Source organism: Nocardiopsis sp. LDBS1602, from assembly GCF_035818715.1.
Lineage (GTDB): Bacteria > Actinomycetota > Actinomycetes > Streptosporangiales > Streptosporangiaceae > Nocardiopsis > Nocardiopsis alba.
Genome location: NZ_JAYLVW010000001.1, coordinates 151368 through 177240 on the forward strand (window position 1 = coordinate 151368; position 25873 = coordinate 177240).

Here is a 25873-nt window from a genome sequence, read left to right on the forward strand (position 1 = left end):
TCATCCCCTCCCGACGAACGGCATCGTCGCGGGGAGCACCGTGACGTACTGGACGTTGGTGTCCGGGGGCATCGACGCCATCAACAGCAGCGTCTCGACGAACCGTTCCACCGGGATCGTCGTCTCCACCGCCATCGTCCCGTCCGCCTGCATCGAGGGCGGCTGCGGGCCGCCGTCCAAGGGGGCCACGTTGCCGACGTCGATCTGTCCGCAGGTGATGCCGTACGGCCGCCCGTCCAGGGACAGCGCCTTGGTCAGACCGAGGACGGCGTGCTTGGCGGTGGTGTAGGCGGCGGTATGGGGTCGGGGCGTATGGGCGGAGGGCGCGCCGTTGTTGATGATGCGTCCGCCCTGCGGGGACTGCTCCCGCATCACCCGGAAGGCCTCACGGGCGCACAGGAACGTGCCGGTGACCGTGGTGTCCATGATCGTGGTCCAGTCCTCGAAGGCGATCTCGGCGACCGGCCTGCGGGGCACGGCCGCGCCCGCGTTGTTGAAGAGCAGGTCCACCCGGCCGAACCGCTCACGCGCGGCGGCGAACAGCGCCGCGACCCGCTCCGGATCGCGGATGTCGGTCGGGACGGCCAGGAGCCGCCGCTCCTCGTCCCCGGCCAGGGCGATCGTCTCCTTCAAGGCCTCCTCGCGGCGCCCGGCGATCACCACCGACCAGCCGGCCTCGACCAGGGCGAGCGCTCCCGCCCGGCCCAGCCCGCCACCGCCGCCGGTGACCACGGCGACGCCGCTCCCCTCCTCCGGGGCGCTCATCGGTCACCGTCGTTCATCCAGGCCCGGAGCACGCGGCGCGCCCGAGGACCGGGCTCGTCCACGTAGGGCGAGCGTCCGTGCAGGACACGACTGTTGCGGATGAACAGCAGGTCGCCCGCGGCCAGCCGCAGCCCGAAGGCGATCTCCGGTCGGTAGAGGACCTCGTCGAGCACGTCGAGGGCCTCCCACTGTCGGTCGCTCAAGGGCGGCCCGCCCCGCTCGGGCGAGGTGCGCACGGTCCGGGTCTGGTAGTAGCAGCCGGTGGTCCCGTCCTCCTGGGTGAAGAGGATGGGGGAGACGATGACCTGCTGTCCGGCGCGACCGGTCCGGTCGAAGGTCCAGTCGCCCTCCAGGGTCTCCAGGACGTCCGGGCGCTCCCGGGCGATGATCTCCCGGACGTGGCGCGCGCTCGCGAGCTTGGTGTTCCCCCCACCCAGGACCGCCGGCTGGAGGCAGAGCAGGACGAGCACGTCGCAGGTGTCGCAGTGGAAGCCCAGCTCGGTGGCGCCGTCGCCGTCGCGGTCGCGCAGCACCTGGAACAGGTCGCCCTGGGCGTTCTGCGGGATGATCTCACCGAAGTCCCGCAGCAGGAAGGACAGGGACGTCACGATGTCGACCTCGTCCTCACTCGGGTCGAGCAGGTCGGGGACGTGCGCGAAACCCACCGAGGCGACGCTCCCCTGGACGAAGGACCGTAGCCGCTCGCGCGCCTCCTTCCCCTCGCTCCAGGTCCGGGCCGCGGCGTCCCGCCTGAGCAGTCGCCGGTCCTCGTCGTCGAGGGGCATCGACCACAGGTCGCGCCGGCTCTCCAACGTCGTGCTTCCCCAACCGATCTCGGTCACGGTGTTCTCCGTCATCTCCTGGTCCGTTCCCTTCGTCATGGCCTCGGGTCACCTGGTCTCGGGAGGAAGCCGACGTCCACGGCCCAGGCCATGGCCGCCGACCACCACGTTCGGGTCGGAGGGGCGAAGCGGACCCCGGCGCGCTCCAGCGTCGACGTCGTCCGCGAGCCGTCGACCACCACGTTGCGGTCCTCCAGCTGCGACCACGCCATCGCCAGGCGCGCGGCGGTCGGATCGCTCCGTTCGAGTCGGGAGAGGGCCTCGGTGAACCCGTGGTCGTCGGTCAGGGTGATCGGATATCCCAGGTCGACGAGCCAGGACACCAGTTCGTCGTGGGCCACCGTGTGCGGGGACTCCACGTGGTGGACCCCGGGAGCCGAGTGCGCTCGGGTCGCGATCGCCGCGATGCCCTCCGCGACCGTGTCGACGTGGGAGAAGGCGAAGCCCTCCGAAGGGCGACTCGGGGCGGCCCCGGCCAGGACGTATCCGCGTACGAGCTGGTAGATCCGGTTGTCTGCCACGTTGTCCTGGAAGGCGCCGGTGCGGCTGTGCGCGGCGATGTGCCCGCTGCGGTGCACGTGGTAGGGGCGGCCGCCGGCGGCCCAGGCGCGGACGGTCTCCTCCGCCGCGAACTTCGTCCTCTCGTAGGGGGTGCGGAAGTCCTGGTCGATCCGCAGGTCGGCCTCGGAGAACCGGCGGGGAGGTCCGTCGATCCGGCCGGCGACCGCGAGCGTGGACAGGTGATGCAGTCGCGCGTCGGGCGCCTCCTTCTCGATCCAGGCCACCAGGCGTCGGACCGCGAGGTCGTTGGTGCGTTCCAGTTCCTCGGGCGGGGCGACCAGACGTACGTCGGCGGCCGCGTGCACGATCACCTCGGCCCGGCGGGCCAGGGCGAGCCCGTCGCCGCCCAGCCCCAGCCCTTCGAGGTCGATGTCCCCGGCGATCACGTCCAGGGCCCCTTCCGAGCCGACGGGGGCGCCGGTCCGTTCGGCGAGTCGTCGGGCCGCGTCCGCGTCGTCCCGCCCCCGGACCAGGCAGGTGACCCGGGAGCCCCGGTCCAGGAGCGCGGTCACCAGGTGCCGGCCCAGATAACCGGTGGCCCCGGTGAGCAGGACGTGGGGCGGCGGTTCCAGGACCCGGGCCCGAGCGGGGGAGGGGAGCCCGGGGTGCAGGAGGTGGCCCGAGGGCGGCACCGCGTTCGGTATCGGTGCGGGGGCGGGTGCCTCGGCCTCCGCCGCCACGGTGCGACCGAGGGCGGCGACGATCTCCTCGGCCGCGTCGTGCGACAGCCACGGCCACGCGTACACGAGGTCGATCACCAGCCTCCCCTCGACGACTCGGGCGGTCAGACGGAGCCGATGCAGCGGATCGGCGCTCGGGCAGCGCGCCGGTCCCGGGCTCTCGGAAGCCACCGACCAGCGCAGGGTCGGCTCGTCGGGCAGGGTGAAGCTGCCCAGGAGGTTGAAGCCGACCTCGGGGCGGGGACCGGCCGCGTCCATCGGCCGTTCCGGGGCCTCGCGGAGTCGGCGTTCGGTCTCCTCGACCGTCTCCGCGGTCGGGCGGGCGCCGTCCACGGCCACGTGTTTGACCGCCGTGAACCAGCCGACGGTGTCCATGTAGGCGTCGCCCCGGTCCGTGGTGTCCCGACCGTGGGTCTCCACCTCCACGGTGAGGGCCTCGCCCCCGTCCCGCGTGGAGACGGCGTGGGCGAACGCCGACAGCAGAAGGGCCTCCAGCCGTTGGGAGCGCCCGTGCCTGTGGAGGAGCCGGTCGGTGGCCCCGGCGTCGAGGGACCAGGTGAGGGCGGCCGGCTCGGTCCCGGCCAGGGCCTCGGGGCGGACCGGCGGGTCGGCGGGGGCCGGCGGCGCCGTCGCGGCCCATCGGTGGAAGTCGGCGGTCGGCGGTGGGAGGGCCGTGTCCCCGGAGAGCGCGGCGCGGTAGGCGTGGGCCAGGTCGTCGAGCAGGATCCGCCAGGAGAGGCCGTCCACCGTCAGGTGGTGCGCGATCAGAGCGAGCCGGTCCGGGACTCCGTCCCGTCCGGAGAAGAGGTGGACACGGAGCGAGAGGCCGGCCGCCGGGTCCAGGGCGTGCTGGAGCTCGGCGCAGGTGGCCTCGACCCTCTCCGCCGCGTGTTCGGGGTCGTGGGGGAGCCGGGAGAAGGTCACCGTGTCCAGGTCCTCGACCTCCCGGGGCGCACCCGGACCGTCCGGTCCGATCGGCCGGCGCAGGGCGACGTGGCGGGTCAGGACCGTGCCCACCGCCCGGACCAGGGCCGAGGGGGCCACCGGCACCCCGCATTCCAGGAGGATCGCCTGGTTCCAGTGGCGCGGCTCCCGCGCCTCCTGTCGGAAGAACCACCGTTGGGCGGGAGCGAGGGCGAGCGCGTCGGCGGTGTCCCGTTCGGCTCCGGCGGAGACTCCTTCCCCGGTCACGGGTCGTGCGACCGACGCCAGGAGCAGGGGCGAGGGGGAGCGGTAGAAGTCCTCGAAGGCGACCCGGTATCCGTGACGCCGCAGCAGGGTGATGGTGCGCATGGCCAGGATCGAGTCCCCGCCCAGGCTCAGGACGTCGGAGTCGGGCGCGACGTGGGACAGCCCGAGCGCGCCCGCCCAGAGTTCGGTGACGGCCTCCACCAGGGGGAGCCGTTCCGGGGACGGGGATGGTTCCGTCGCCCGGACGGAGGGCTCGGGCTCGTGCTCCCTCGCCGCGGCCTCGTCCACCAGGACGGCGAGACGTTCGTGGTCGAGCTTGCCGTTGGGCCCCGTCGGGAACCCCGTCAACGCGACGATCGGCCGGGGGATCGAGTACTCGGGCAGCCGATCCGTCAGGTGGACGCGGAGTTCGGCGAGGAGGCGTTCGGGGTCGAGGCCCGGCCCGGGGCGGACCGCCGCCGCCAGACGCGCCCCCGAAGGGGTCCGACGCACGACGACCGCGGCCTGGTCGACCCCGGAGAGGTCGCCCATCACCCACTCGACGTCGGCCGGGTCCACACGATGGCCGCGGATCTTGACCTGGCGGTCCGTACGGCCGGCGAAGACCAGGTCCCCCTCCGGCCGACGACGGCACAGGTCGCCGGTCAGGTAGCCGATCCCGTCCCGGTGGGGGACGAAACGCCGCGCGGTCTCCTCGGGTCGTCCGAAGTAGCCCGCGGTGACCCCGCGGCCGCCGATCAGCAGTTCGCCCTCTTCGGGTACGGGTGTCCCGTCCGGACCGACCAGGTCCAGGACGACCTCGCCGATCGCCGTGCCGATGGGGACCGTGGGCTCGTCCGCCGGAAGCTCGGACGAGGAGGAGGCCACGAAGCAGGTGGCGCCGATGGTGGTCTCGGTGGGGCCGTAGTGGTTGACCACCTGGCGGGCCACCCCGGTGTCCAGGAGCCCGGCGGCCAGGGAACGGGGCAGCGCCTCACCGCCCAACAACAGGGTGCGCAGAGGCGGGCTTCCGTCCGGCCGTCCCTCGGCCAGGGCGGTCAGATGCGACGGCGTCGTCTTGAGCACCGACACCCCGGCCCCGGCCAAGGAGGCCCAGAAGGCGGCCGGCTCCCGGGTCTCGTGGTCGGGGACGACGTGCACCGATCCGCCGGTGGCCAGGGCGAGCAGCCAGGCGGTGTGCCCGAGGTCGGCCGCCAGGGTGGTGACGTGCGCGCAGCACGGCGCCTCGTCCTCGCCCAGACCCAGCCGCGCGCGCAGGGAGAGCGCGTAGTGCACGGCGTTGGCGTGGGTGACCGTGACGGCCTTGGGCTCTCCGCTCGATCCCGAGGTGAAGGAGAGGTAGGCGGGCGCGGCGGGTGCGAGCACCGGAGGCCCGAAGGGACGTGGGGCCGGGTCCGGGGCGTCCACGTCCAGGATCTCGACCGGACGTCCCTCGGGGACGGGGAGGGAGGCGTCCGCGACCAGGACGCACCGCGCGTCGACGGAGTCCAGACGGCGACGCACGTCGGCCGCGCTCCACGTGGGGTCGATGGCCACCGCCGCCGCGCCGGAGCGCAGCACCCCGTACAGCAGGGCGCACACCCGGGCGTCGCGGGGGCCCGCGATCGCCACCCGGTCGCCGGGAACGACACCGAGTTCGTGGAGTCGGACGGCCACACGATCGGCCGTGAGGTGGAGCGCGCGGTAGTCGAGGGCACGGACACCGTCGGACAACGCCGGCCGCTCCGGATACGCGCGCGCCCGGTGGGTCAGCACGTCGGAGAGCGAGAGGGCCGGGCTCATCGTACGGGTCAAGGGCGTGGGCCTCCGGTCCGGTCGGTGTCGGGACGTGGGGGCGGCGGCCCCTGCTCGGACGAGGACTCCGGGACACCGGCGACGAACGCCTCGGTCCTCTCTCCCGGCGCCAGACGTTCGGACAGCGCCCAGGCCACCGACCGGTGCAACCCGTCCAGGTGGATGAGACCGCTGCGCACGCGCAGGTCGGCGTAGTCGGGGTGCGGGATCGGGCTCGTGCTCAGGTAGATCGGGCTGTGCGGGGAGCGTCGGAACAGGTCCAGCTTCTCCGCGCAGACCGGGTTCTCCCTCTCCATGGCCTCCGGGTCGGAGCGGACGAGTTCCGCGGCCTCGCCCACCGTCGTCCCGGTCTTGGGCACGAGGGCGAACCCACCGCCCTCGCTCAGGTGCCAGGGCAGGGTGATGCCGAGGACCTCCTCGCGGGTGAGCAGGACCCGGACCCAGGTGCCGAGCATCTCGTCGGCCATCTCCAGGGCCCGTTCCCCGTCGCCGTTGGTGTTGGACCGATGTTCACGGTCGAGGGGGTGGTCGCCGCGATAGACCGCTCTCACGTAGGAGAAGGCGACAGTGCCGATGATCCTCATACGGAAGGACTCCGTTCCGCCGGTGTGTATTCGTCGAAGTGCCGTTCCGCGAACAGCTCGGGTCGGCGCCCGCCGTCCAGGTCCAGTTCCCGGGCCCGGGCGAGCATGTGCCGCCAGAACGGCTTCACGGGGCGCCACAGCGCCCCCACCTGACAGTACGAGGCGTCGACGAAGTAGCGCGGCTTTCCCGAACCGGGGATGTCCGAGGGTCTGCGGGCGTGGAACAGGGCCGAGTTCATCAGCACGGTCGACCCGGGCGGGAGCCGGTCGACGACGATCTCTCCGGGCAGCGCGGCGGTGTCGAGGTGGGCCCGGGCCCTCTTGTCGGCGTGTTCCAGGTGGGAGCCGGGCAGGAGCACGAGGTGGCCGACGGAGCCGTCGAGTCCGCCGAGGTAGTGCAGGGCGTGGACCATCAGCAGGTCCGGGTCGTCCCGGTCGTTGGGCTCGTGGTCGTGGTGCCAGGGTTTGCTCCCGGTCACGTCCCCGTGGCGGTCGCTGTGCAGATGATGGAAGACGAACGGGGTGGCCATCAGCTCGTCGAGGATCCTCATCAGGGGCTCATGCGCGAGGAGTCGACCGTGCGAGGGCAGTTCCAGCTCCATGAGCGGCGGGGGCGGGGCCTGGGAGCCGGGGGAGAGACAGGCGGCGATCGAACGTTCGCGCCAACCCTCGTCCACCCAGCGGTCCACCTCGGGGGCCAGGCCGTCGACGAGGTCTTCGGGCAGGAAGCCGGGGAGGATCAGATAGCCGGATTCCATGAAACGTTTCCGTTGTGCGGCTGTCGTCTCTATTTCCTGGGGAAACGTGTCCGTCAAGTTATCGCCCCTCATTCGGGTGCGGGCGGCGGGCCGTCCGACGGGTACGGTTCGGGCCGGAGAGGATCGGTGGGGAACGCCGCTCGGTGGGCGCGTTGAAATGACCCTCTCCGTGCCTTTCGTTGGTCTGTTCCGGGTGTCGTCCGGAAGGCCGAGGAGATGTTCGAGGACTCGGCTTTATCAGTTTCCAGTTGTGGAGGGTGATGTCAAGGGAATCGGCGAGGAATCGTCCGACCTTCCCCCGTGTGTTCTCGGTTCGGTGGGGTGTGGGACGGCGTCGGCCTTCGTCACCTGCGGTGATGGTGGGGTGCGGGTGCGAACGAAGATCGTATGGCTGCTGGTGGCACGTGGTGTTCGGTATGTCAATGGCGGACGCCGACTGTTTTCCCTATCTTTTCGCGGGAGGGGTTATGTGTCCCCTATCGGGTAGTTCATGGGGGTTTGTAAAGATGTTGCTACGGTGAGTTATGGTGATGCTGTTGCACGAGTGGCGGGATGTCTTTTATCGAATCCGAGCGATGCCCTTTCGTTCGAAAACGGGTCCTTGGTAGGGTCTGCTCGGTGAAGTCGTCCGTGGGGGACTTCACTTCAAGACCCATCCCCGAACGAATGGATTCGATCTCGTATCGTGTCCGTGCGCACGCCCTTTCCGTCCTATGGACGATCCTTTCCGATTCCGTACTCCCCGAGGCGCACAGATGTGGCCCGGCGTTCGAGGCGGAGCGGTCCGGCCTCCGTTCCGAGTGAAACGGAGCCCATTTCTGGGCCAGGTCATGTTTCCGTCGCCCGCGTCACGGTCATGGCGGCGGTAGGGACGAAGGGGAGGGATTCGAATGAAGGTCGGCTACAAACTGTTCGCCGAGGGGTTCGGGCCGCGCGAGATCGTGGAACAGGCGGTACGGGCCGAGCGGGCCGGATTCGACTTCGTGGAGATCAGCGACCACTTCCACCCCTGGCTGTTCAGTCATGGGCACTCCGGGTTCGTGTGGTCGATGCTGGCCGCGATCGCCGAACGGACCGAGAACATCGGCCTGGCGACCGGGGTCACCTGTCCGATCCTGCGGGTCCACCCGGCGATCGTCGCCCAGGCGGCCGCCACCACGGCCCTGCTCTCCGAAGGCCGTTTCACCCTGGGCGTGGGCTCGGGCGAGAGGCTCAACGAACACGTGGTGGGGCGCGGCTGGCCCAGCGCGACCATCCGCCACGAGATGTTGAGGGAGGCGGTCACCATCATCCGCATGCTGTGGTCCGGTGGCTACCACTCCTACCGGGGCGAGCACCTGGTCCTGGAGGACGCCCGGGTGTTCGATCTGCCGGAGGAGCCGCCGCCCATCGCCGTGGCGGCCGGAGGAAGACGTGCGGCGGAGCTCGCCGCCGAACTCGGTGACGGACTCTTCGGTACCGAGCCGGATCGGACACTGGTCACCGACTATCGGGAAATGGGCGGAACGGGGCCCGCCTACGGCGAGGTGCCCCTGGCCTGGGCCGCGGACGACGGTTCGGCGCTGGAGTCGGCGCGCGAGATCTTCCGGTTCGGTCTCACCGGATGGAAGGTCCAGTCCGAGCTGCCCAACCCCGTCAACTTCGAGGCGGCGACCTCCCTGATCAGCAGGGACGCGATGGGGGACGTCTTCGGGTACGGCCCCGACCCCGAACGGCACCTGACGGTGGTCCGCGAGTTCGTCAAGGCCGGCTACGACCATCTGGTCCTGATCAACGCCGGTCCGGACCCGGAGGGCTTCTTCACCTTCTTCGAGGAGGAGCTGTCCGGCCCGATCCGCGACATGGTGCAGATGCCGCTGGGTTGACGTGTCTTCAAGGACACCCCGGGATCTCGCCGGGTGGCGGAGGTCATAGGCGGAACGCCCCGGTTCCCGTTACTGTACCGTCCGGACGGTATGAGAAGGGGAGTCTGTGGAGACCATGGTGAAGCCGCGCGTGAAGGCCTCGGTACGCGACGCCCGGACGACGGACGTGGCGGCGATCGGTCACGTCCTGAGCCGGGCCTTCGAGGGGGATCCCTTCAACGAGTGGATGTTCCCCGACCCCGCCCTGCGCCCCGCGCGCTCCCGACGCCTCTACGCCCTGGAGGCCGGGTTCGAATACCTGCCGCATGGAAGGGTCGAGGTGGCCGACCTTGACGGACGCGTGGTCGGCGCCGCCCTGTGGGGCGACCCCGACGCCCGGGACACGTGGGTCGCGCTGCGCGTGGCCCCGCACCTGCCCGGGATCTTCGGGATGCGACGGCTGCCCACCGTGCTCAAGGGGCTGAAGCGGCTCGAAGAGCACTTCCCCCGCGGGCCGCACTGGTACCTGGCGGAACTGGGCACCGACCCCGACGTGCGCGGCTCCGGGGCGGGCAAGGCGTTGTTGCTCTCGGGTCTGGAACGGGCCGACCGCTCCGGGCTCCCCACCTACCTGGAATCGAGCAAGGCCGAGAACCTCCCCTTCTACGAGAGGTTCGGTTTCCGGACCACGGCGGCGATCACCGTCCCCGGCGGCCCCACGCTCTACGCGATGTCGCGTGAGCCCGGCGCGGGGGAGAGCCCCGCGTAGCAGGGGGAGTCGCCCCCGTAGACCTCGGCGAGCAGACCGGCCAGCGCGGTGAGCTGCGGACCGGTGTCGGCGGTCCGCCGGACCAGCCCCAGCTGGGAGGGCTCCTCCCATTCCGAGATCGGCAGGCAGCGCACGTCGGTCCTGGAGATGCTCTGGGCCATCGGACGGCAGACCAGCATGGCGTGCGTCCCCGCGGCGACCAGCGCCAGCCCCTCCTGGATGGTGTTGATGCCCGTACCCGAGCGGATCGGCCGGCCCGACGGCGTGGTCGGCGGGACCCGGGCCGCCATCCAGTAGTCGGGGGCGTCCCCGACCGGCCGCAGCAGGTCGAACTCGGCCAGTTCCTCCACCCGCACACCCTCGCGTGAGGCCAGGGGGTGGGCCGTGCCCACTGCCAGGAGCTGCTCCTGGGGCGGGAAACGGAAACCCACGGTGAGGGCGGGATCGTGGACGGGCAGCTCCACCAACGCGGCGTCCAGCCGCCCCTCCAGGACCGCGGAGAACGGGGAGCCCAACGGGATCTCGCTGAGCGTCACCGTCACCTCGTGTTCGGCGCGCAGGAGGCGGAAGGCCTCGGTCACCTGCTCGTACACGCTGCCGTGGAACCCCAGCCGCAGCTCGCGCAGGGCGCCGCGCATGGCCCGGTCCCGGGCGCGCAGGAAGGTGGTGCTCAGGTTCTCGTAGGCGGGCCGCACCTCCTCGACGAACTGGGCGCCGAACCGGGTGAGCGACACCCGACGGCTGGTGCGCTCCACCAGGCGCACGCCCACCCGTCGCTCCAGGGCCGAGAGGAGTTGGCTGGCCCGGCTGGGGGAGTAGCCCAGACGCGCGGCGGTCCGCCCGAAGTGCAGCTCCTCGGACAACACGAGCAGACACTCGATCTGTTGGACGTGCACCTGGTTCAACGTTCCGCTCCCACCCGTCATATCGTTGAGCCTAGCTCAACGATCGCTGAGCGGATCGCTGTTGTTCGCCCCGGTGACGGCCGCTTGGCTGGACCCATGAGTTCAACCGTGTCGACGACGGCCGTCGACGATTCCCGCACCACGCCCCGACGGTGGGCCGCCGTCGCGGTGCTGTCCCTGAGCACCTTCCTGGTCGTCACCTCCGAGATGCTGCCGATCGGCGTGCTCACCCCCATGGCCGAGGGGCTCGGCATATCGACGGGCGCCACCGGATCCAGCCTCACCGTCACCGGTCTGGTGGCGGCGGTGACCGCCCCGCTCGTCCCCCGGCTGCTCGGTGGACTCGACCGGCGCGCGGTCCTGGCCGTGGCCATGGTGGTCCTGGCGCTGGGCAACGCGCTCACCGCCCTCGCCTCCGGCTTCGCCTTCATGGTCCTCTCCCGCGTGATCCTGGGACTGGCCATGGGGACGGTGTGGGGGATGGCGGCGGCGGTCACCACTCGACTGGTGGCGCCCCGCGACGTGGCCCTGTCCGTGTCCTTCGTCATCGGCGGGGTCGCCGCCGCCTCCGTGGCCGGTGTACCCCTGGGCACCATGGTGGGCGACTCCCTCGGATGGCGGGCGGCCTTCACCGCCCTGGCGGTCGCGGCGCTCGTCCTGGCCGCGGCCCTGACCGTCGCGCTGCCACGACTGCCCCGACCGGCGGCCTCGGCCGGCGACGACGGACCGGCCCCGGCCCTGCTCACCCCGGCCGTGGCCATCGGCCTGGCGATGGTGGCGCTCCTGGTCACCGCGCACTTCGCCGCCTACACCTACGTGCGCCCCGTCCTGGAGGAGCACTCCGGACTCGCCCCCACGGCGATCGCCCCGCTCCTGCTGGTCTACGGCCTGTTCGGGCTGGCCGGGAACTTCCTCGCCGGGGCGACGGCGGCCCGCCGCTCCCGCCTCACGATCCTGACCCTGGCCGGCGGGATCGCCCTGGCCGTGGCCCTGTCGGCGCTCTCGGGGCAGACGTCCTGGGTCGCCTGGGTCTGGATCGCCCTGTGGGGCGCGGCCTACGGAGGTGTCTCGGTGGCGGGCCAGCTCTGGATGACCCGCGCGGTCCCCCACCGGGTCGAACAGATCGCCGGACTCTACGTCGGGGTGTTCACCGCCTCGATCGCGCTGGGCGCCCTGCTCGGCGGGGTCGTGGTGGAGGCGGCGGGGCTCGTCCTCCTGCTGTGGAGCGCGGCCGCCCTGGCCCTGGTCTCCCTGCTCGTGGGGGTGTTCGGCCCCCGGAGGTGATCGGAGCGCACGATGACCGCCGGGTCCTCGCGGGTCGCGCCCGCGAGGACCCCTTCCGTCGTCTCTCGACCCTCACTCACCGGTCGCCCGCTCCTCGCGGTCCACGCCGAGCAGGGAGAGCAGCCGGGCGCGCAACGCCGCGAAACCGGGGTCGGCGACCTCGCGCGGGGCGGCGAGGCCGACCCGTAGATCGGCCGCGACCACCCCCTCGGACAGGACCACCACCCGATCGGCCAGGACGATGGCCTCGTCCACGCTGTGCGTGACCAGGAGGACCGCGGGGCGGTGACGCTCGGTCAGTCGCAGGAGGAGGTCCTGCATCCGCGTCCGGGTGAGGGCGTCCAACGCGCCGAACGGCTCGTCGGCCAACAACAGGCGCGGCTCGCGCACCAGGGAACGGGCCAGCGCGGCGCGCTGGAGCTCCCCGCCGGAGAGCTCATGGGGCCAGGCCCGCTCCCTGCCCTCCAACCCGACCTCGGCCAGGGCCGCCCGACCGCGCTCGCGGGCCCCGGGGCCCGGCAACGCCAGGGTGACGTTGGCCAGGACCCGCTGCCAGGGCAGGAGCCGGGAGTCCTGGAAGACCATGGAGACGCTCTCGGGGGTGTCGACGTCCCCGGCCCCGGCCACCCCGTGGTCGAGCCCGGCCACCGCCCTGAGCAGCGTGCTCTTTCCCGAACCGCTGCGTCCCAGCAGGGCGACGAACTCGCCGCGAGCGATGTCCAGGTCCACCCCGCGCAGGACCGCGCGTCCGTCGAAGCCGCGGGTCAGACCGCGTACCCGGACCGCGGGGGCCTCGGTGGTCAGGGGCGCCCCCTCGGTCGGGGGAGTCAGGGTCAGCCTTCCAGTGTGCGACGCCATGTCAGCGCCCTCCTCTGTACGAGTCGAACGAGTCCGTCGAGCAGTAGACCGAGGACGGCGTAGACGACCAGACCGACGACGATCACGTCGGTCTGCCCGTAGCTTCCGGCCAGGGTCATCATGTAGCCGAGGCCGTTGGTGGAGTTGACCTGTTCCACCACGACCAGGGACAGCCAGGCGGCGGTCACGGCGAAGCGCAGCCCGAGCAGGAAACCGGGCAGTGCCCCGGGCAGGACCACCCGGCCGATGAAGGTGGCGCGGCCCGTGCCGAGGGTCTCGGCCAGCTCCACGTACCTCTGGTCGATGGCGCTCAGCGCGTTGTGGGTGTGCACGTAGATCGGCACGACCACCGCCAGGGCGATCGTGATCACCTTCATCTCCTCGCCGATGCCGAACCAGAGGATCAGCAGCGGCAGCAGCGCCAGGTTCGGAACGGCCCGGTTGATCTGCATGGGGCCGTCGACCAGGCCCTCGCCGATCCGGCTCAGCCCCGCCACCAGGGCCAGGGCCAGGCCGATCGTCACGCCCACGCCCAACCCGAGCAGCGCCCGACCGGCGGAGGCGAGCAGATGTTCCTGCAAGGTTCCCGCCGAGATGAGGTCGGCGGCCGTCCGCGCCACCGTCCAGGGCGCCGACAGGGTGCGCTCCTCGATGAGGCCGGTGGCCGACCCGACGAACCAGACCGTCAGGAGCAGCAGCGGGCCCAGGGCGAGCAGCCCCGGTACGCGGGGTCCGGGGCCCGGACCCCGACGACGCGCGCGGCGTTCGGGCAGGGGGACCGTCGTGGAGGTCTCCGGGCCGGCCCCGGGGGAGGGGGCGTGGCCGCTCATCGGGCGTCCCCCTCGGTCAGTCCCTCGAAGGCGACGGTCTCGAAGCGCGTGTCGTAGACCTCCTCGCGTACGTCCACGGAAGGCCATTCCTGGATACGGGAGAGCAGATCGGCGGTGGCCTGGTGGCGTTCGATGGTCTCGTCCCAGTCCTCGGGGATCACGCTGACCCCGTCGCGCTCCACGAGGTGTTCGGCGTCCTCGGGGCTCAGCCCCTCGTGGTCGACGTAGAAGCCCTCGGCCCACTCCTCGGGATGTTCGCCGATCCACACCTGGGCCCGGCCCCAGGCCCGGACCAGCTCCCGGATCGCGGCGGCCTTGTCGGCGTCCTCCAGGACGCTTTCGGGCGCGTACAGGTGCCAGGGGTCGTCGCGCAGCCCGTGGGGGAGCACGGTGGCCCCGTCCCGGGCGTACCGGTCCAGGTAGCGGCGGATGAGCACGTCGCCCAGGGGCGCGACGTCGACCTGGTCGGAGGCCAGGGCGTTGACGTAGGTGTCGTCGACGCTGGTCATCTCGACCAGCTCCACGTCCTCCGGCTCCAGCCCGACCGATTCCAGCACGCGCAGGACGAGCGCGCCCTGGGCCTGGCCGGGGCTGTAGGCCACGCGCGCGCCCTCGATGTCGGAGAGGTCGTCGATGTCGGCGCCGGGCGCGATCCCGATCTCGTAGAGGGGGTGTTCCAGTGGCGCCTCGCGCTCGGAGGCGGCGACCACGCGCACGTCCAGTCCGGTCCACCGGGCGTGCAGGGGCGGGATGTCGGCGACGGCGCCCACGTCGAGGGCCTCGGCGCGGAAGGCCTCGGAGGTCTGCGGTCCACCGAACATGTTCGCCCACTCGACCTCGAAGGGCAGGTCGTCGATCTCGCCGGACAGTTCCAGGGCGCGCTGGGTCCGGGGGTCTCCGACGACGAGCGTGGTCCCCTCGGGGATCCGTTCGGGCAGCGGGGCGTTCAGGGGCAGGTGCTCGCCGCCCTCGTCCCCGGAGCAGGCGGTGGTGGCGAGCAGGCAGGTCAGGGCCAGGGACAGGCCGGGGATCAGGGGGTGGTGGCGTCGGGGGTGGATGACGGGCTCCTCGGTGGGTGGGGTTTCGGGGCCTGTTCAATTCCCACATATCCTACTTATTAAGTAGGTTTAATGGCAATGGCACCCCGCCCGCCTCCACGCGACACTGGACCCATGGCCCGGAGCGTCAGCCGGTCGGGGCGCGCGGGTTCCGTGTCCGTCCGGGCCCGCGCGCCGCAAGACCGAAGGCCAGGCCGCCGACCACGAACCAGGGGTTCCAGAGCAGCAGCGTCCACAGCCGCTGCTCTGCGCTCACCTCCACCCACCGGCCCGCCGTGTCGAACAGCAGCAACGCCTCGACCGCGAGCCCGCGCGCCAGGAGGACCGCGCAGGCGCACCACCCCAGCGCCGTGACCACTCGCCCTGCCGCACCGGCCGGTCTCGATTCGCCCAGAAGCCATCCGAGCGCGGCGCCCACCAGGCACAGCGCACCCACGCCCCACAGGCCCACCAGTACGAACCACCCGGGGCGTTCCTCGGCCAGGGGGCCCGCGGAGACGGCCAGTCCCAGGTCGCCGCCGAGCGCCCAGTAGAAGTGCGCCGCCGCGAAGACGAGCGCCCAGGCGCACGCGATGAGCCCCCACGGCCCCGGTCTCGCCCCGCCCCGTCGATCCTCGCTCATGGACGAGAGCATCCCATCGCCGCGCGGCCCGGGGGAGGTCGGGCCCACCACCGCACCTCGCGGGCGGGCACAGGGAGCCGGAGACGGAGCGATCCCTTCCGGGACGAGATCGCGCCGCTCCGGTAGGGCCGGTGACCACCACGGACGACGACGGCTTCGCTCGACACGGAGCGGCTCCGCCGATACCGGGCCTCACCCCTGGACGGGCCCGCGCAGACCGTGCGCCCCCTTATAGGCGGCCGGCTCCGGTGGGTTCCACCCTTGGAGCAGGTCGGGTGAGGGCCGCCGGATCTCCACCGCGAGGGGGCGGCACACGTCGATCGGGTCGCGGGCGTCCGGCCCCCACAGCGGGACCGAGAGGTCGCCGCCGGGGCAGGTCGACAGGGCGCACAGCAGGTCCTGTTCGGCGAAGAACTCCAGGAAGTCGCCGGGCCGCGCGGGAGAGGCCTTCATGAAGTACCGGTCCTCGTCGTTGAGGCCGGTGCACTGGAAGACGTTGAGCACGTCGTGCACGTCGAACTCGGTCAGTCCGTACGGCAGCACCGCCCGGGTCAGGTTCGAGTGGCAGTGCAGGTCGAAGTCCTCACCGGTGAGGATCCGGTTCACGTAGGGGTCGCACCGTGTGCCCAGCAGATCGTGGACGCGCCCGCCGTCGGCGTCGGTCCCGTAGTCCTCCAGGGAGTCGGCGGTGATCGTGGCCAACGGCCGCAGCCGGGGCAGCGTCGACCACAGTCGATCGTGGCGGGACACGTGGGCGCTCTGCAACTGTCGGGTGCGGGAGGCCCACAGTCGTTCCCGGGGATCGTGCCGGTTCCAGAGGTTGAGGTCGCCGACCTGGGGGCCTTCGGGGGCGATGATCCGGAACAGGTGCCCGGCGGGTACCTCCCAGGCCAGGCCGGAGCGGATCGGCAGGACGAGGTGTTCGACCACCTCCTGATCGTCGGAACGGGCGGCGAGACGGTCGTAGAAGGCGGTGTCGACGTCGAGGACGCCGCCCTCTCCGACCCGGTAGGCGGCCTCGGGTGAACCCATGGGTCTCCTCGTCTGCTCGGTCGGGGTCGAGAGGGGCGTCCCTCGACCGTGTCCGGTGGGATCCCTACCCCTCCTTCGCGAGGCGGACCCCCGCCCCTCGTCCCCTGTGGACGACGGGGTGCCCGAGCGGGGGCCGACCTCAGCCGGTGGCGGGGTCCGCCAGACGGCGTTCCAGCCCTGAGGCCAGGTGGTCGAGCAGCGCCGTCGTGCGCCCCGGCAGATGGGCGGTGGCGTCGGTGATCCCGAAGATGTCCGCCGGCGGTGTGGGCACCTCCGGCAACAGGCACACCAGCAGTCCCCGCTCCACCAGCGGTCGCGCCTGCCAGGCCGAACGGAACATGATGCCCCGGCCGGCCAGACACCAGTCCAGGATCACCTCGCCGTCGTTGCAGGCCATGTCGCCGGACACGCGGATCGCGCTCTCGTCGTCCGGGCCGGTACCGAACCGCCACACCCCGAAGTCGGCGTCGTTCTCCTTGATCACCAGACAGTCGTGGTCGGCCAGCTCCGACAGCGATCGGGGCGCGCCGTGCTCGGCCAGGTACGAGGGGGCCGCGCACAGGATCCGACGGTTGGCGTGCAGCCGGCGGATCCGCAATCGGGCGTCGGGCGGCGAGCCCACCCGGATCGCCAGATCGTAGCCGGATCCGGCGATGCTGAAGGCGTGCTCGGACAGGGTCAGGTCCATCTCGACGGCCGGATGCGCGGTCGTGAACTCCTCCAACAACGGTGCGATGTGGCGGCGGCCCAGGCCCAGGGTCGAGTGCACCGACAGGCGACCGCGCAGCTCTCCCGAGGCGCGGCTCACCCGTTCCTCCAGGTCGGCGCGGTTCTGCACCAGATCGCGCGCGCCCGAGGCGTACAGCGCGCCGCTCTCGGTCAGGGTGAGCCGGCGGGTGCTCCGCTGGATCAACTGGGTGCCCAGCCGGGACTCCAAGCGGGTCAGACGCTTGCTCACGGCGGACAGGGACACGCTCCACGTCCGCGCGGCCGCCGTCATGTTGGGCGAGCGCGCCAGAGTAGCGAAGAACTCCAGGTCGTCCAGGTCGGAAAGGGTGGACATCGTCTCGCTTCTTGCGTTGGAGGAAAGAGAGCGTTGACCGGAGGGCTGTTCCTCCGTGTCGGCTTTCCTCCTAGTTTGGTCCGGCATGAGAGTGCGGTGAACCACCGCCACGAACACGAAGGGCCTTGCGCATGTCGGAGAGCTACCGGATCGCCGTGATCCCCGGGGACGGAATCGGTAAGGAGGTCGTCCCCGAGGGGGTGCGGGTCCTGCGCGCCGCCGCCGAGGTCTTCGGGTTCGGGCTCGACCTGGTCGAGTACGACTTCGCCTCGGCCGACTACTGGCTCGAACACGGGAAGATGCTCCCCGACGACTGGTTCGAGGAACTGTCCGGCTACGACGCCCTGTTCCTGGGCGCCGTAGGCTGGCCCGAGGTCGTCCCCGACCACGTCTCCCTCTGGGGCAGCCTGCTGAAGTTCCGTCGCGGGTTCGACCAGTACGCGAACGTCCGACCCGTCCGGCTCATGCCAGGGGTGACCAGCCCGCTCGCCGGTCGCGGCCCCGGCGACGTCGACTTCTACGTGGTCCGCGAGAACACCGAGGGCGAGTACAGCTCCATCGGCGGCAGGATCTTCGAGGGCACCGACCGGGAGACGGTGATCCAGGAGACCGTCATGACCCGCACCGGCGTGGACCGGATCCTGCGCTACGCCTTCGAACTGGCCCGTACCCGTGACCGCCGGCACCTGACCTCGGCCACCAAGAGCAACGGCATCTCCGAGACCATGCCCTACTGGGACGAGCGCGTGGCGGCGATGAGCGCCGAGTTCCCCGACATCACCGTGGACCAGTACCACATCGACATCCTGACCGCGCACTTCGTGCAGCACCCGGACCGGTTCGACGTGGTCGTGGCCAGCAACCTGTTCGGCGACATCCTCTCCGACCTGGGCCCGGCCTGCACGGGGACGATCGGCATCGCCCCCAGCGCCAACATCAACCCCGAGGGCCGCTACCCGAGCCTGTTCGAGCCGGTCCACGGTTCGGCCCCCGACATCGCGGGTCGGGGCATCGCCAACCCGGTCGGACAGATCTGGAGCGCCTCCATGATGCTCGAACACCTGGGGCAGGAGAAGGCGGGCGCCGCCGTCCTCGGCGCGATCGAGCGCGTGCTCGCCGGCGACCGTTCGGTGTTCACCCCGGACCTGGGCGGGAACGGTACGACCGTCGGCCTGGGCAAGGCCGTCGCCGACGAGCTGGTCGAGGGGGCCCGGGCATGACACACGTCCACGGCGAGGCCGGGCCGAGCGCCTGCGGGGAGCGGTCATGGTCCACACGCTGATCCCCGGTTTCGAGGCCTCGGACCTCACCCTGGCGAACGGGCAACGGATCCGTACGGCGGTCGGCGGTCGAGGCCCCGCGCTGCTGCTCCTGCACGGTCATCCGCAGACCCACGCCACCTGGCGCGAGGTGGCCCCCGAGTTGGCCCGCGACTTCACGGTCGTCGCCACCGACCTGCGGGGTTATGGGGACTCGACCTCGCCGGAGAGCGAACCCGACCACGCCTCCTACTCCAAGCGGGCGATGGCCGCCGACCAGGTGGAGGTGATGCGTCTGCTCGGTCACGAGCGTTTCGCCGTGGTCGGCCACGATCGGGGCGGGCGGGTCGCGCACCGGATGGCCCTGGACCACCCCGAGGCGGTGGACCGGCTCGCGGTCATGGACATCGCCCCCACGGCGACCATGTACGACCGGACCGACCGCGAGTTCGCCACCCGGTACTTCTGGTGGTTCTTCCTGATCCAGCCGTCCCCGCTGCCGGAGACGATGATCGCGGGGGCGACCGAGACGTACCTGCGCGCGCATCTGCGCGGACAGAGCCGCAGCGAGGGCGTGCCGAACGAGGATCTGGTCCAGGAGTACCTGCGCTGCTACCGGGACCCGGAGACGGTGCGCGCGATCTGCGAGGACTACCGCGCGGCCGCCGGGATCGACCTGGAGCACGACCGTCACGACACCGGACGCGGACACCTGGTGACCCGTCCGCTGCTCGCCCTGTGGGGCGCGCGGGGCACGGTCGGTCGCCTGTACGACGTCGCCGCCACCTGGCGGGAGGTCTGCTCCGGACCGGTGACCGGCTCCGCGATGGACTGCGGCCACCTGCTCCAGGAGGAGCGCCCGGCCGAGCTGGTCTCCCGGCTGCGCGCCTTCCTCCAGGCGTGAGCCGACCCCGTCGCCCCCGAACGCGTCGACGTTCGGGGACGACGGGGGCTCAGCCCTTCACCGCGCCCTGGGTGAGGCCGTTGACGAAGCTGCGCTGGAAGACCAGGTAGACGACCACGATGGGGGCGATGACCAGGAGGGTCGCCGCCGACAGCAGCGGGATGTCGGTCCCGTACTGGCCCACGAACAACCCCAGCCCGGTGGGGGCCGTGCGCAACGCCGGATCCTGGATCATCACCAGGACCAGGAGGAACTGGTTCCACGACCACATGAACACCAGGACCGCCAGGGTGGTGATGGCCGGCCATGAGACGGGCAGCAGCACCCGGGCCAGCACGGTGAGGTCCCGGGCCCCGTCCACCCGGGCGGCCTCCACCAGCTCCCGGGGCATCGAGGCGAAGTGCGACTGCATCCAGTACACGCCGAACGGCAGGAACAGGGCGACCTCGGCGAGGATCACCCCCGTGTAGGTGTTGGTCATCCCCACCTCGCGCAGGTTGAAGTACAGCGCGATGACCAGCAGTTCCACCGGAAGGGTCAGGCCGAGGACGAAGGCGAGCGAGAGAGCGCGTCCGCCCCACACCCCCAGGATCGACAGCGCGTACCCGGCCAGGGTGGCGAAGCAGACCGTCAGGGGCACCACGAACACCGCGATGACCGTGCCCGACCACATCAGCCGGTCGAAACCGCCGGTCTCCCAGGCCAGGCGGAAATTCTCCCACGACCACCGTTCGGGGAGGGAGAACCCGGGCACCTGGCCGCCGGCCGGATGCAGCGAGGCCAGGACGATCCCCAGGAACGGCAGCAGCACCAGCGCCGCCAGAGTGCTCAGCAGCCCATAGCGCAGGGCGGTCGCGATCGCGTCCGGTTTCAACGTTCCTCCCGCGTCAGCAGACGGATCGCGCCGACCAGCACGATGACCAGCAGGGTCAGCACCACCGCGAGCGCGCTCGCGGCGCCGATGGAGCCCTCGTTGAAGGCGAGCCGGTACACCAGCAGCGCCGGCACGTTGGTCTGGCCGGCCGGACCGCCGTTGGTGGTGACGAACACCAGATCGAAGCCGGCCAGCGCGGCGATGGTGGTGATGACCGCGGCGATACCGATCTCGCGGCGCAGCCCGGGCAGGGTCACGTTCATGAACCTGCGCACCGGCCCGGCCCCGTCGATGGCGGCCGCCTCGTTCAGCGACGGGTCGATCCGCTGGGCCCCGCTCAGGAACAGCACCATGCACAGGCCGCTCATGCACCAGGTGCCGATCAGCCCCAGCGCGAACAGCGCCAGATCGTGGTCGCCCAGCCAGGCGCGGGTCAGGAAACCGGCCCCCACCGCCTCCAACGCCTGGTTGATCATGCCGTCGTCGGCGTACAGCCAGCGCCAGGTGGTGCCCACCGCCACCAACGGCAGAACCTGGGGCAGGAAGAACACGGTGCGGTAGAAGGTCATCCCGCGCCGCACCCGCCCCAGGAGCAGCCCGGTGAGCAGCAGCCCCACGGCGATCGGGATCAGCGAGAAGAAGACGATGAGCACCAGGGCGTTGAGGATCGCCCCGGACAGCAGCGGGTCGGTGAGCACCCGGGCGTAATTGTCCGGTCCGGCCCAGGCGGGGGTCTGGAACCCGTCCCAGTGCAGGAACGAGAACAGCAGAGTGTTGAGCCCCGAGTAGACCGCGAAGCCCAGGTAGACGACCAGCGCGGGCAGCAGGTAGAGCCAGGCCCGCCACCGGGAGCGTCCCCCTCTTCCACGACCGCCCGGACGCCGCCCGGTCTCCTCCCTCCCGCGTCGGAGGAGCGCGCTACCGGCCATGGACCCGGTCCCATTCGGTCTGGATCTCGGCGAGGAAGGCCTCCTCGTCGAGGGTCCCCGACGTCAGCCCCTGGGCGCCCGGGGTGAGCCGGTCGATCATGCCGGGGGTGACGAAGTCGGGGAAGGGGACGATGCCCTCCTCCTCGGCCACCCGCGTATAGGCCGTGTTGATCTCCTCCAACACGCCTCCCTCCTGTGCGGTCACGTCGGTGTCCACCGGCATGAACCCGGCCCCGAGCTGGATCCGCGCCGACTCGGGCGAGCTCAGGTGGTCCAGGAAGGCGGCGGCCACGTCGGGGTGTTCGGTCTGCGAGGACATGACGAAGGAGACGCTGGAGCCGGAGATCAGGGGCTCCTGGTCGGCGTCGACGCCGGGCATCGGGAAGAAGCCGACGTTCTCTCCCATCGCCTCGTCCAGTTCGAAGGCGGCCCAGTTGCCGGTGACCAGGAAGGCGCCGCTCCCCGTGGCGAAGTCGGCCCTGGCGTCGTCGTCGGAGGTGGCGTTGGCGCTCGCGGGCACGTATCCGGCCTCCACCCAGCGGGTGAAGGTCCGGGTCGCCTCCAGCGCGGAGGGGGTCTCGATGGTGGAGTCCGGGACCCCGTGCACCCAGTCGCGGTAGGCCCCTCCATCTCCGTGGGCGTTGAGCAGCGCGTTCCACAGGTGGATGCCGCCCACCCCCAGGCCGCCGACGTCGAACGGGACGATGCCGGCCGCCGCGACCCGTTCCAGGGCCTCCTCGAACTCCTCGAGGGTGGTGGGTGGCTCCTCCACTCCGGCCTTCGCCAACAGCTCCCGGTTGTAGAACACCCCGATGACCGAGAGCGCGCCGGGCGCCGCGTACAGACTCCCCTCGCCGAAGCGCGCGGCGTCCTCGTCGGCGCGCAACGGCTCCAGGCTCGCGGCCGGAAAGGATCCCTCCCAGTTGTAGGCCTCGGAGTAGGGATCCAGGTCGAGCACGTAGCCGCCCGGGATGAGCGACCGCATGGCCCCCGGGTTGTACTGGGCCAGGTCGGGCGGGTCCTCCGAGGACATCGCGAGCGTGACGGTCTTGATGTAGTCGCTGAACGGGGTCTGCTGGAGTTCGATCGAGACGTTGGGGTGGAGTTCGGTGAACCCCTCGACGAGTTCGGTGACGGGCGGATCGTCGGTGTAGGCCACGACCAGCTCGACCGGTTCGTCGGTGATGTCGGTGGAGACGTCGTGGGGGACGTTGTCCAGCCGGTCCCCGGCGGTCAGCACGGCGCACGAGGTGAGCAGGAGGATCGAGGCCGCGCCCGCCGCGACGGGACCGGCCCGCCGCGGGGGCGGACCGGGGGCGGTCGTCTCTGAACGAGGGGACATCGCGCCCTCCCTGGGTCGGGTTCGGCCGGTGGTGGGACCGCGGGGACAGGGCGCGTGCACACGCCCTACCCGTTCCGCTTCTATCCATACCGAATATGGTTATGTACTGTACGTAATCGATTCGTATCCTGACCGAAGGGGCACGCGGATGATCGAGGACGCACGGGACACGCCCGCATGGGGCGCCGCCATCGACGCGCTGGCCCGTCGGATCCTCGGCTCCGCGCATCGACCGCTGCGCCTGCGCGAGCACGAGGACGAGCGGCGCTCCTTCGAGTACCGCGCCGACGGCGGAACGCTCACGGTCTCGGCGACCGACCCGATCGCGGCCGCCGTGGGCCTGCACACCTACCTGCGGCGGGTGTGCGGGCGTTCGGTGTCCTGGGACACCGTCCTGCCGCTACCGGTCTCCTCCCTGCCCGACGCCCCGCCCACGCGCGGCGTCGCCGAGGTCGACCGGACCTATCACCTCAACTTCTGCACCACCGGTTACACGGCCGCCTACTGGAACTGGGCCGACTGGGAACGCGAGATCGACTGGATGGCGCTGCACGGCGTCACCACCCCGCTCACCCTGACCGGACACGAGGCCGTCCTGTACGACACCTACGTCCGGCTCGGGATGGACGAGGAACGGGTCCGGGAGTTCATCGGCGGCCCCGGCTACCTGCCCTGGCAGTACATGGGCAACCTGGACCACTTCGCCGGGCCGATGCCCCGGTCGTGGATCGAGGGCCACCGCGAACTGGGGCGCCGGGTGCTGGAGCGCCAGCGCGCGCTGGGCATGACCCCGGTCCTGCCCGGGTTCACCGGACACGTCCCGCCCTCGCTGGCCCCCGGCCGGACCGGGAGCCGCACCTGGCAGGGCCTGGTCACCCACGTCCTCGTTCCCACCGACCCCCTCTACACCACGCTCTGCGCCGAGATCGTCCAGACCCAGAAGGAGCTCTTCGGTACCGACCACCGGTACGCGATCGACCCCTTCATCGAGATGATCCCGGTCGACTCCGACCCCGGCTTCCCCGGGCTGGTCGCCCGCGCCACCATCGAGGGGCTCACCCGGGCCGACCCCCGCGCGGTGTGGTTCCTCCAGACCTGGCCCTTCTCCTACCAGAGCGACTTCTGGAGCCCCGAACGCGTCGAGGCCTTCCTCGACGCCATCCCCGACGACCATCTGCACCTGCTCGACCTGTGGGCCGAGTACGACCCCCAGTGGAGTCGCTTCCACGCCTTCGGTGGCACGCCCTGGACCTGGTGCGCCCTGCTGAACTTCGGCGGCCGGACCGACCCGATGGCCGACCTCCAAGGGGCCGTGGACCGGATCGGCGCGGCGAAGGACTCCGCCCACCCGCCCGAGGGGATCGGCCTGTCCATGGAGGCCACCCGCAACAACCCGGCCTTCTTCGAACTGGTCGTCGACCAGGCCTGGACCCGGACCGGACGGGTCGAGGAGGAATGGCTGCCCGACTTCGTCGCACAACGCTACGGCCCCGGTCACGACCCGGCGCTCCTGGAGGGATGGCGGGGGCTGCTGCGCACCGTCCTGGGCGCCTCGGGCGTGCGGATCTTCCCCGAACAGTTCAACGGGGTCCTCACCCTGCGGCCCCACTACCGACACCTGGAGGACTCGTCCGCGCTCCGGGCCGAGGTCACCGCCCTGGTCTGGTACCCCTGGCCCGACCTGCTCGCGGCCTGGGAACGCCTGGTGGCCGGGGCCGAGACCGACCCCCTCGCGGTCGAGGGGCCGTTGGGGCACGACCTGGTCGACGTGGCCATGGCGGTCCTGTCCCGGGTCGCCGACCACCGCTACCTGGAGATGGTCGAACACCTCGACCACCACCCGGAGCTCCCCGAAGGAGACCTGGAGCGGTTCCTTGAGGTCTTCGACGACCTGGACGCCCTGTTGGAGACCCGCCCCGAGTACCGCTATCGGACCTGGGAGGCCAAGGCGACCTCCTGGGCCACCGGCACCGAGGACCACCGGGTCCTGACCGACAACGCCCGACGCGTCCTCACCGTCTGGACCACCCTGGACGACCCCCGGCTCGACGACTACGCCGGACGTCTGTGGTCGGGGCTGGTCGGCGGCTACTACCGTCCGCGCTGGGAGTCCTGGGGCGAGGGGGCCTCACTGGCCGTGCACGAACCGGACCGCGCCCAGGCGCGGCTCGACGATCGGCTCACCGAGCACGCCGACCGGTTCCTCAAACGAGGGGCGCCGCTCCCGCCGAGATCGACCGAGGGCACGCTCGCCCTCTCACGTCGCCTCCTGGACCGCTACGGCGGCGACGCCACCCCGTCGGGCCGTCCACCGGCGGAGGGCATCGGGCCGGATCAGTCGGCGGAGCCGTGGTCGTTGTAGGTGTCGGCCCGCTCCTGGCCGGTCAACTCGTGGATGGCGTCCATGACCCGGTCGGTGATGGCCCTGCGGGCCTTGGCCGGGGTCAGGTGGTCGAAGCCGGTGGAGAAGTCCAGGGGTTCGCCGAACCGCACGGTGAAGGGGTGCGGACGCGGCACGCCGGCGCCCACCGGCTGGACCTTCTGAGTGCCGCTGATCCCGACCGGCACGACCAGGGACTTGGACTCCAGCGCCAGATGGGCGACGCCGGTGCGGCCCCGGTACAGGCGTCCGTCCCGGGAACGGGTGCCCTCGGGGTAGACCACGCAGGCCTCGCCCTCGTTGAGCCGGTCCAACATCGTCTCCAGGGCCACCATGGCGTCGCGCGAGCTGCCGCGTCGGACCGGCATGGCGCCCAGGGCGCCGAACATCGTCTTGGTGAGCCGTCCCTTGACCCCGGGGGTCTCGAAGTAGTCGGACTTGGCGAGGAAGCGGACGCGGCGCTGGGGGACCGACAACGGGATGACGACGCTGTCGACGAAGGACAGATGGTTGCTGGCCAGGATGACCGACCCGGTGGCGGGGACGTTCTCACGGCCCTCGATGGTCGGGCGGCACAAGGTCCGGGCGAGGATCGCCGCGGTCTGCCGCAACGCACCGTAGAGCACGTGTTCTCCCTTGGGATGGTCGGACGAACGCCGCACCCAATGTAAGGGTGACCCGGCGGTAACAATGGCGTGGCACACATAGAGTGCGCCAGGTCACCCAAAGGGAGGGAAACGGGGGA

General features: G+C 71.4%; 22 protein-coding genes. 6 read left to right on the forward strand and 16 right to left on the reverse strand.

All coding sequences use genetic code 11. From position 1 onward, the window contains the following. Genes U9J66_RS00690 through U9J66_RS00710 form a run of 5 tightly spaced genes read right to left on the reverse strand, consistent with a single transcriptional unit; the run spans window position 1 to window position 7175 of the window. Window positions 1-765: an SDR family oxidoreductase gene (locus tag U9J66_RS00690; RefSeq protein ID WP_326336648.1), complete on the reverse strand. Its 765-nt coding sequence runs from the start codon at window positions 763-765 to the stop codon at window positions 1-3. Next, complete coding sequence (locus tag U9J66_RS00695; protein WP_161112239.1) at window positions 762-1646, reverse strand: TauD/TfdA family dioxygenase; 885 nt, start codon at window positions 1644-1646, stop codon at window positions 762-764. The genes U9J66_RS00690 and U9J66_RS00695 overlap by 4 nt, the downstream gene beginning before the upstream one ends. After that, entirely contained in the window at window positions 1643-5833 is a 4191-nt protein-coding gene (locus U9J66_RS00700) for an AMP-binding protein (protein WP_326336649.1), read from the reverse strand. Before U9J66_RS00700 ends, U9J66_RS00695 begins: the two co-directional genes overlap by 4 nt. Further along, the gene (locus U9J66_RS00705) at window positions 5830-6417 is read right to left on the reverse strand and encodes a DUF6309 family protein (protein ID WP_161112238.1); all 588 of its coding nucleotides are present in this window, start codon (window positions 6415-6417) and stop codon (window positions 5830-5832) included. Before U9J66_RS00705 ends, U9J66_RS00700 begins: the two co-directional genes overlap by 4 nt. Further along, the gene (locus U9J66_RS00710) at window positions 6414-7175 is read right to left on the reverse strand and encodes a phytanoyl-CoA dioxygenase family protein (protein WP_326336650.1); all 762 of its coding nucleotides are present in this window, start codon (window positions 7173-7175) and stop codon (window positions 6414-6416) included. Before U9J66_RS00710 ends, U9J66_RS00705 begins: the two co-directional genes overlap by 4 nt. Window positions 7176-8065: 890 nt before the next feature. On the opposite strand from U9J66_RS00710, the gene U9J66_RS00715 reads away from it, so the two are divergent. Together U9J66_RS00715 and U9J66_RS00720 are read left to right on the forward strand one after the other, a co-directional pair. Beyond that, window positions 8066-9040, forward strand: a complete 975-nt coding sequence (locus U9J66_RS00715) for a TIGR03557 family F420-dependent LLM class oxidoreductase (RefSeq protein WP_014908765.1) — start codon at window positions 8066-8068, stop codon at window positions 9038-9040. 115 nt (window positions 9041-9155) lie between these two features. Then, the gene (locus U9J66_RS00720; protein ID WP_326336651.1) at window positions 9156-9788 is read left to right on the forward strand and encodes a GNAT family N-acetyltransferase; all 633 of its coding nucleotides are present in this window, start codon (window positions 9156-9158) and stop codon (window positions 9786-9788) included. Here U9J66_RS00720 and U9J66_RS00725 read toward each other — a convergent pair. Then, window positions 9743-10714, reverse strand: a complete 972-nt coding sequence (locus U9J66_RS00725) for a LysR family transcriptional regulator (RefSeq protein WP_161112234.1) — start codon at window positions 10712-10714, stop codon at window positions 9743-9745. The genes U9J66_RS00720 and U9J66_RS00725 overlap by 46 nt on opposite strands. A gap of 75 nt (window positions 10715-10789) precedes the next feature. On the opposite strand from U9J66_RS00725, the gene U9J66_RS00730 reads away from it, so the two are divergent. Continuing rightward, complete coding sequence (locus U9J66_RS00730; RefSeq protein WP_326336653.1) at window positions 10790-11977, forward strand: MFS transporter; 1188 nt, start codon at window positions 10790-10792, stop codon at window positions 11975-11977. Window positions 11978-12049: 72 nt separating this feature from the next. Here U9J66_RS00730 and U9J66_RS00735 read toward each other — a convergent pair whose 3' ends face one another. The 6 genes from U9J66_RS00735 to U9J66_RS00760 all read right to left on the reverse strand — a co-directional run bounded on the left by U9J66_RS00735 (window position 12050) and on the right by U9J66_RS00760 (window position 17440). Further along, window positions 12050-12835 (reverse strand): ABC transporter ATP-binding protein, encoded by a 786-nt coding sequence (locus tag U9J66_RS00735; RefSeq protein WP_326336654.1) that lies wholly within the window; start codon window positions 12833-12835, stop codon window positions 12050-12052. Next, window positions 12811-13665 carry an ABC transporter permease gene (locus tag U9J66_RS00740; RefSeq protein WP_326336655.1) on the reverse strand — a complete coding sequence of 285 codons (855 nt, stop codon included), beginning with the start codon at window positions 13663-13665 and terminating at the stop codon, window positions 12811-12813. The genes U9J66_RS00735 and U9J66_RS00740 overlap by 25 nt, the downstream gene beginning before the upstream one ends. Then, a complete protein-coding gene (locus U9J66_RS00745; protein ID WP_161112231.1) occupies window positions 13662-14486 on the reverse strand; it encodes an ABC transporter substrate-binding protein in 825 nt (274 codons plus the stop codon). Before U9J66_RS00745 ends, U9J66_RS00740 begins: the two co-directional genes overlap by 4 nt. A 364-nt stretch (window positions 14487-14850) precedes the next feature. Then, entirely contained in the window at window positions 14851-15345 is a 495-nt protein-coding gene (locus U9J66_RS00750; RefSeq protein WP_234305945.1) for a DUF3995 domain-containing protein, read from the reverse strand. Between the two features lie 192 nt (window positions 15346-15537). Beyond that, window positions 15538-16377, reverse strand: coding sequence for an urea carboxylase-associated family protein (locus tag U9J66_RS00755; RefSeq protein ID WP_326336656.1), 840 nt, complete (start codon window positions 16375-16377; stop codon window positions 15538-15540). Between the two features lie 139 nt (window positions 16378-16516). Further along, the gene (locus tag U9J66_RS00760) at window positions 16517-17440 is read right to left on the reverse strand and encodes a LysR family transcriptional regulator (protein ID WP_014911919.1); all 924 of its coding nucleotides are present in this window, start codon (window positions 17438-17440) and stop codon (window positions 16517-16519) included. Between the two features lie 131 nt (window positions 17441-17571). Here U9J66_RS00760 and U9J66_RS00765 point away from each other — a divergent pair, with 131 nt between their 5' ends. Next, window positions 17572-18660, forward strand: coding sequence for a tartrate dehydrogenase (locus tag U9J66_RS00765; protein ID WP_017535286.1), 1089 nt, complete (start codon window positions 17572-17574; stop codon window positions 18658-18660). Window positions 18661-18706: 46 nt separating this feature from the next. Then, the gene (locus U9J66_RS00770; protein ID WP_161112227.1) at window positions 18707-19603 is read left to right on the forward strand and encodes an alpha/beta fold hydrolase; all 897 of its coding nucleotides are present in this window, start codon (window positions 18707-18709) and stop codon (window positions 19601-19603) included. 49 nt (window positions 19604-19652) lie between these two features. Here U9J66_RS00770 and U9J66_RS00775 read toward each other — a convergent pair whose 3' ends face one another. From U9J66_RS00775 to U9J66_RS00785, 3 genes are read right to left on the reverse strand one after another with little or no spacing between them, the layout of a single operon-like run. Beyond that, a complete protein-coding gene (locus tag U9J66_RS00775; RefSeq protein ID WP_017535288.1) occupies window positions 19653-20477 on the reverse strand; it encodes a carbohydrate ABC transporter permease in 825 nt (274 codons plus the stop codon). Continuing rightward, a complete protein-coding gene (locus U9J66_RS00780; RefSeq protein WP_014911189.1) occupies window positions 20474-21406 on the reverse strand; it encodes a carbohydrate ABC transporter permease in 933 nt (310 codons plus the stop codon). The genes U9J66_RS00775 and U9J66_RS00780 overlap by 4 nt, the downstream gene beginning before the upstream one ends. Continuing rightward, complete coding sequence (locus tag U9J66_RS00785; RefSeq protein WP_326336657.1) at window positions 21396-22748, reverse strand: ABC transporter substrate-binding protein; 1353 nt, start codon at window positions 22746-22748, stop codon at window positions 21396-21398. The genes U9J66_RS00780 and U9J66_RS00785 overlap by 11 nt, the downstream gene beginning before the upstream one ends. Window positions 22749-22896: 148 nt before the next feature. On the opposite strand from U9J66_RS00785, the gene U9J66_RS00790 reads away from it, so the two are divergent. Continuing rightward, complete coding sequence (locus tag U9J66_RS00790) at window positions 22897-25110, forward strand: alpha-N-acetylglucosaminidase (protein WP_326336658.1); 2214 nt, start codon at window positions 22897-22899, stop codon at window positions 25108-25110. Here the strand turns inward: U9J66_RS00790 and U9J66_RS00795 are convergent. After that, a complete protein-coding gene (locus tag U9J66_RS00795) occupies window positions 25083-25754 on the reverse strand; it encodes a lysophospholipid acyltransferase family protein (RefSeq protein WP_041562034.1) in 672 nt (223 codons plus the stop codon). The genes U9J66_RS00790 and U9J66_RS00795 overlap by 28 nt on opposite strands. Window positions 25755-25873: the final 119 nt, after the last annotated feature.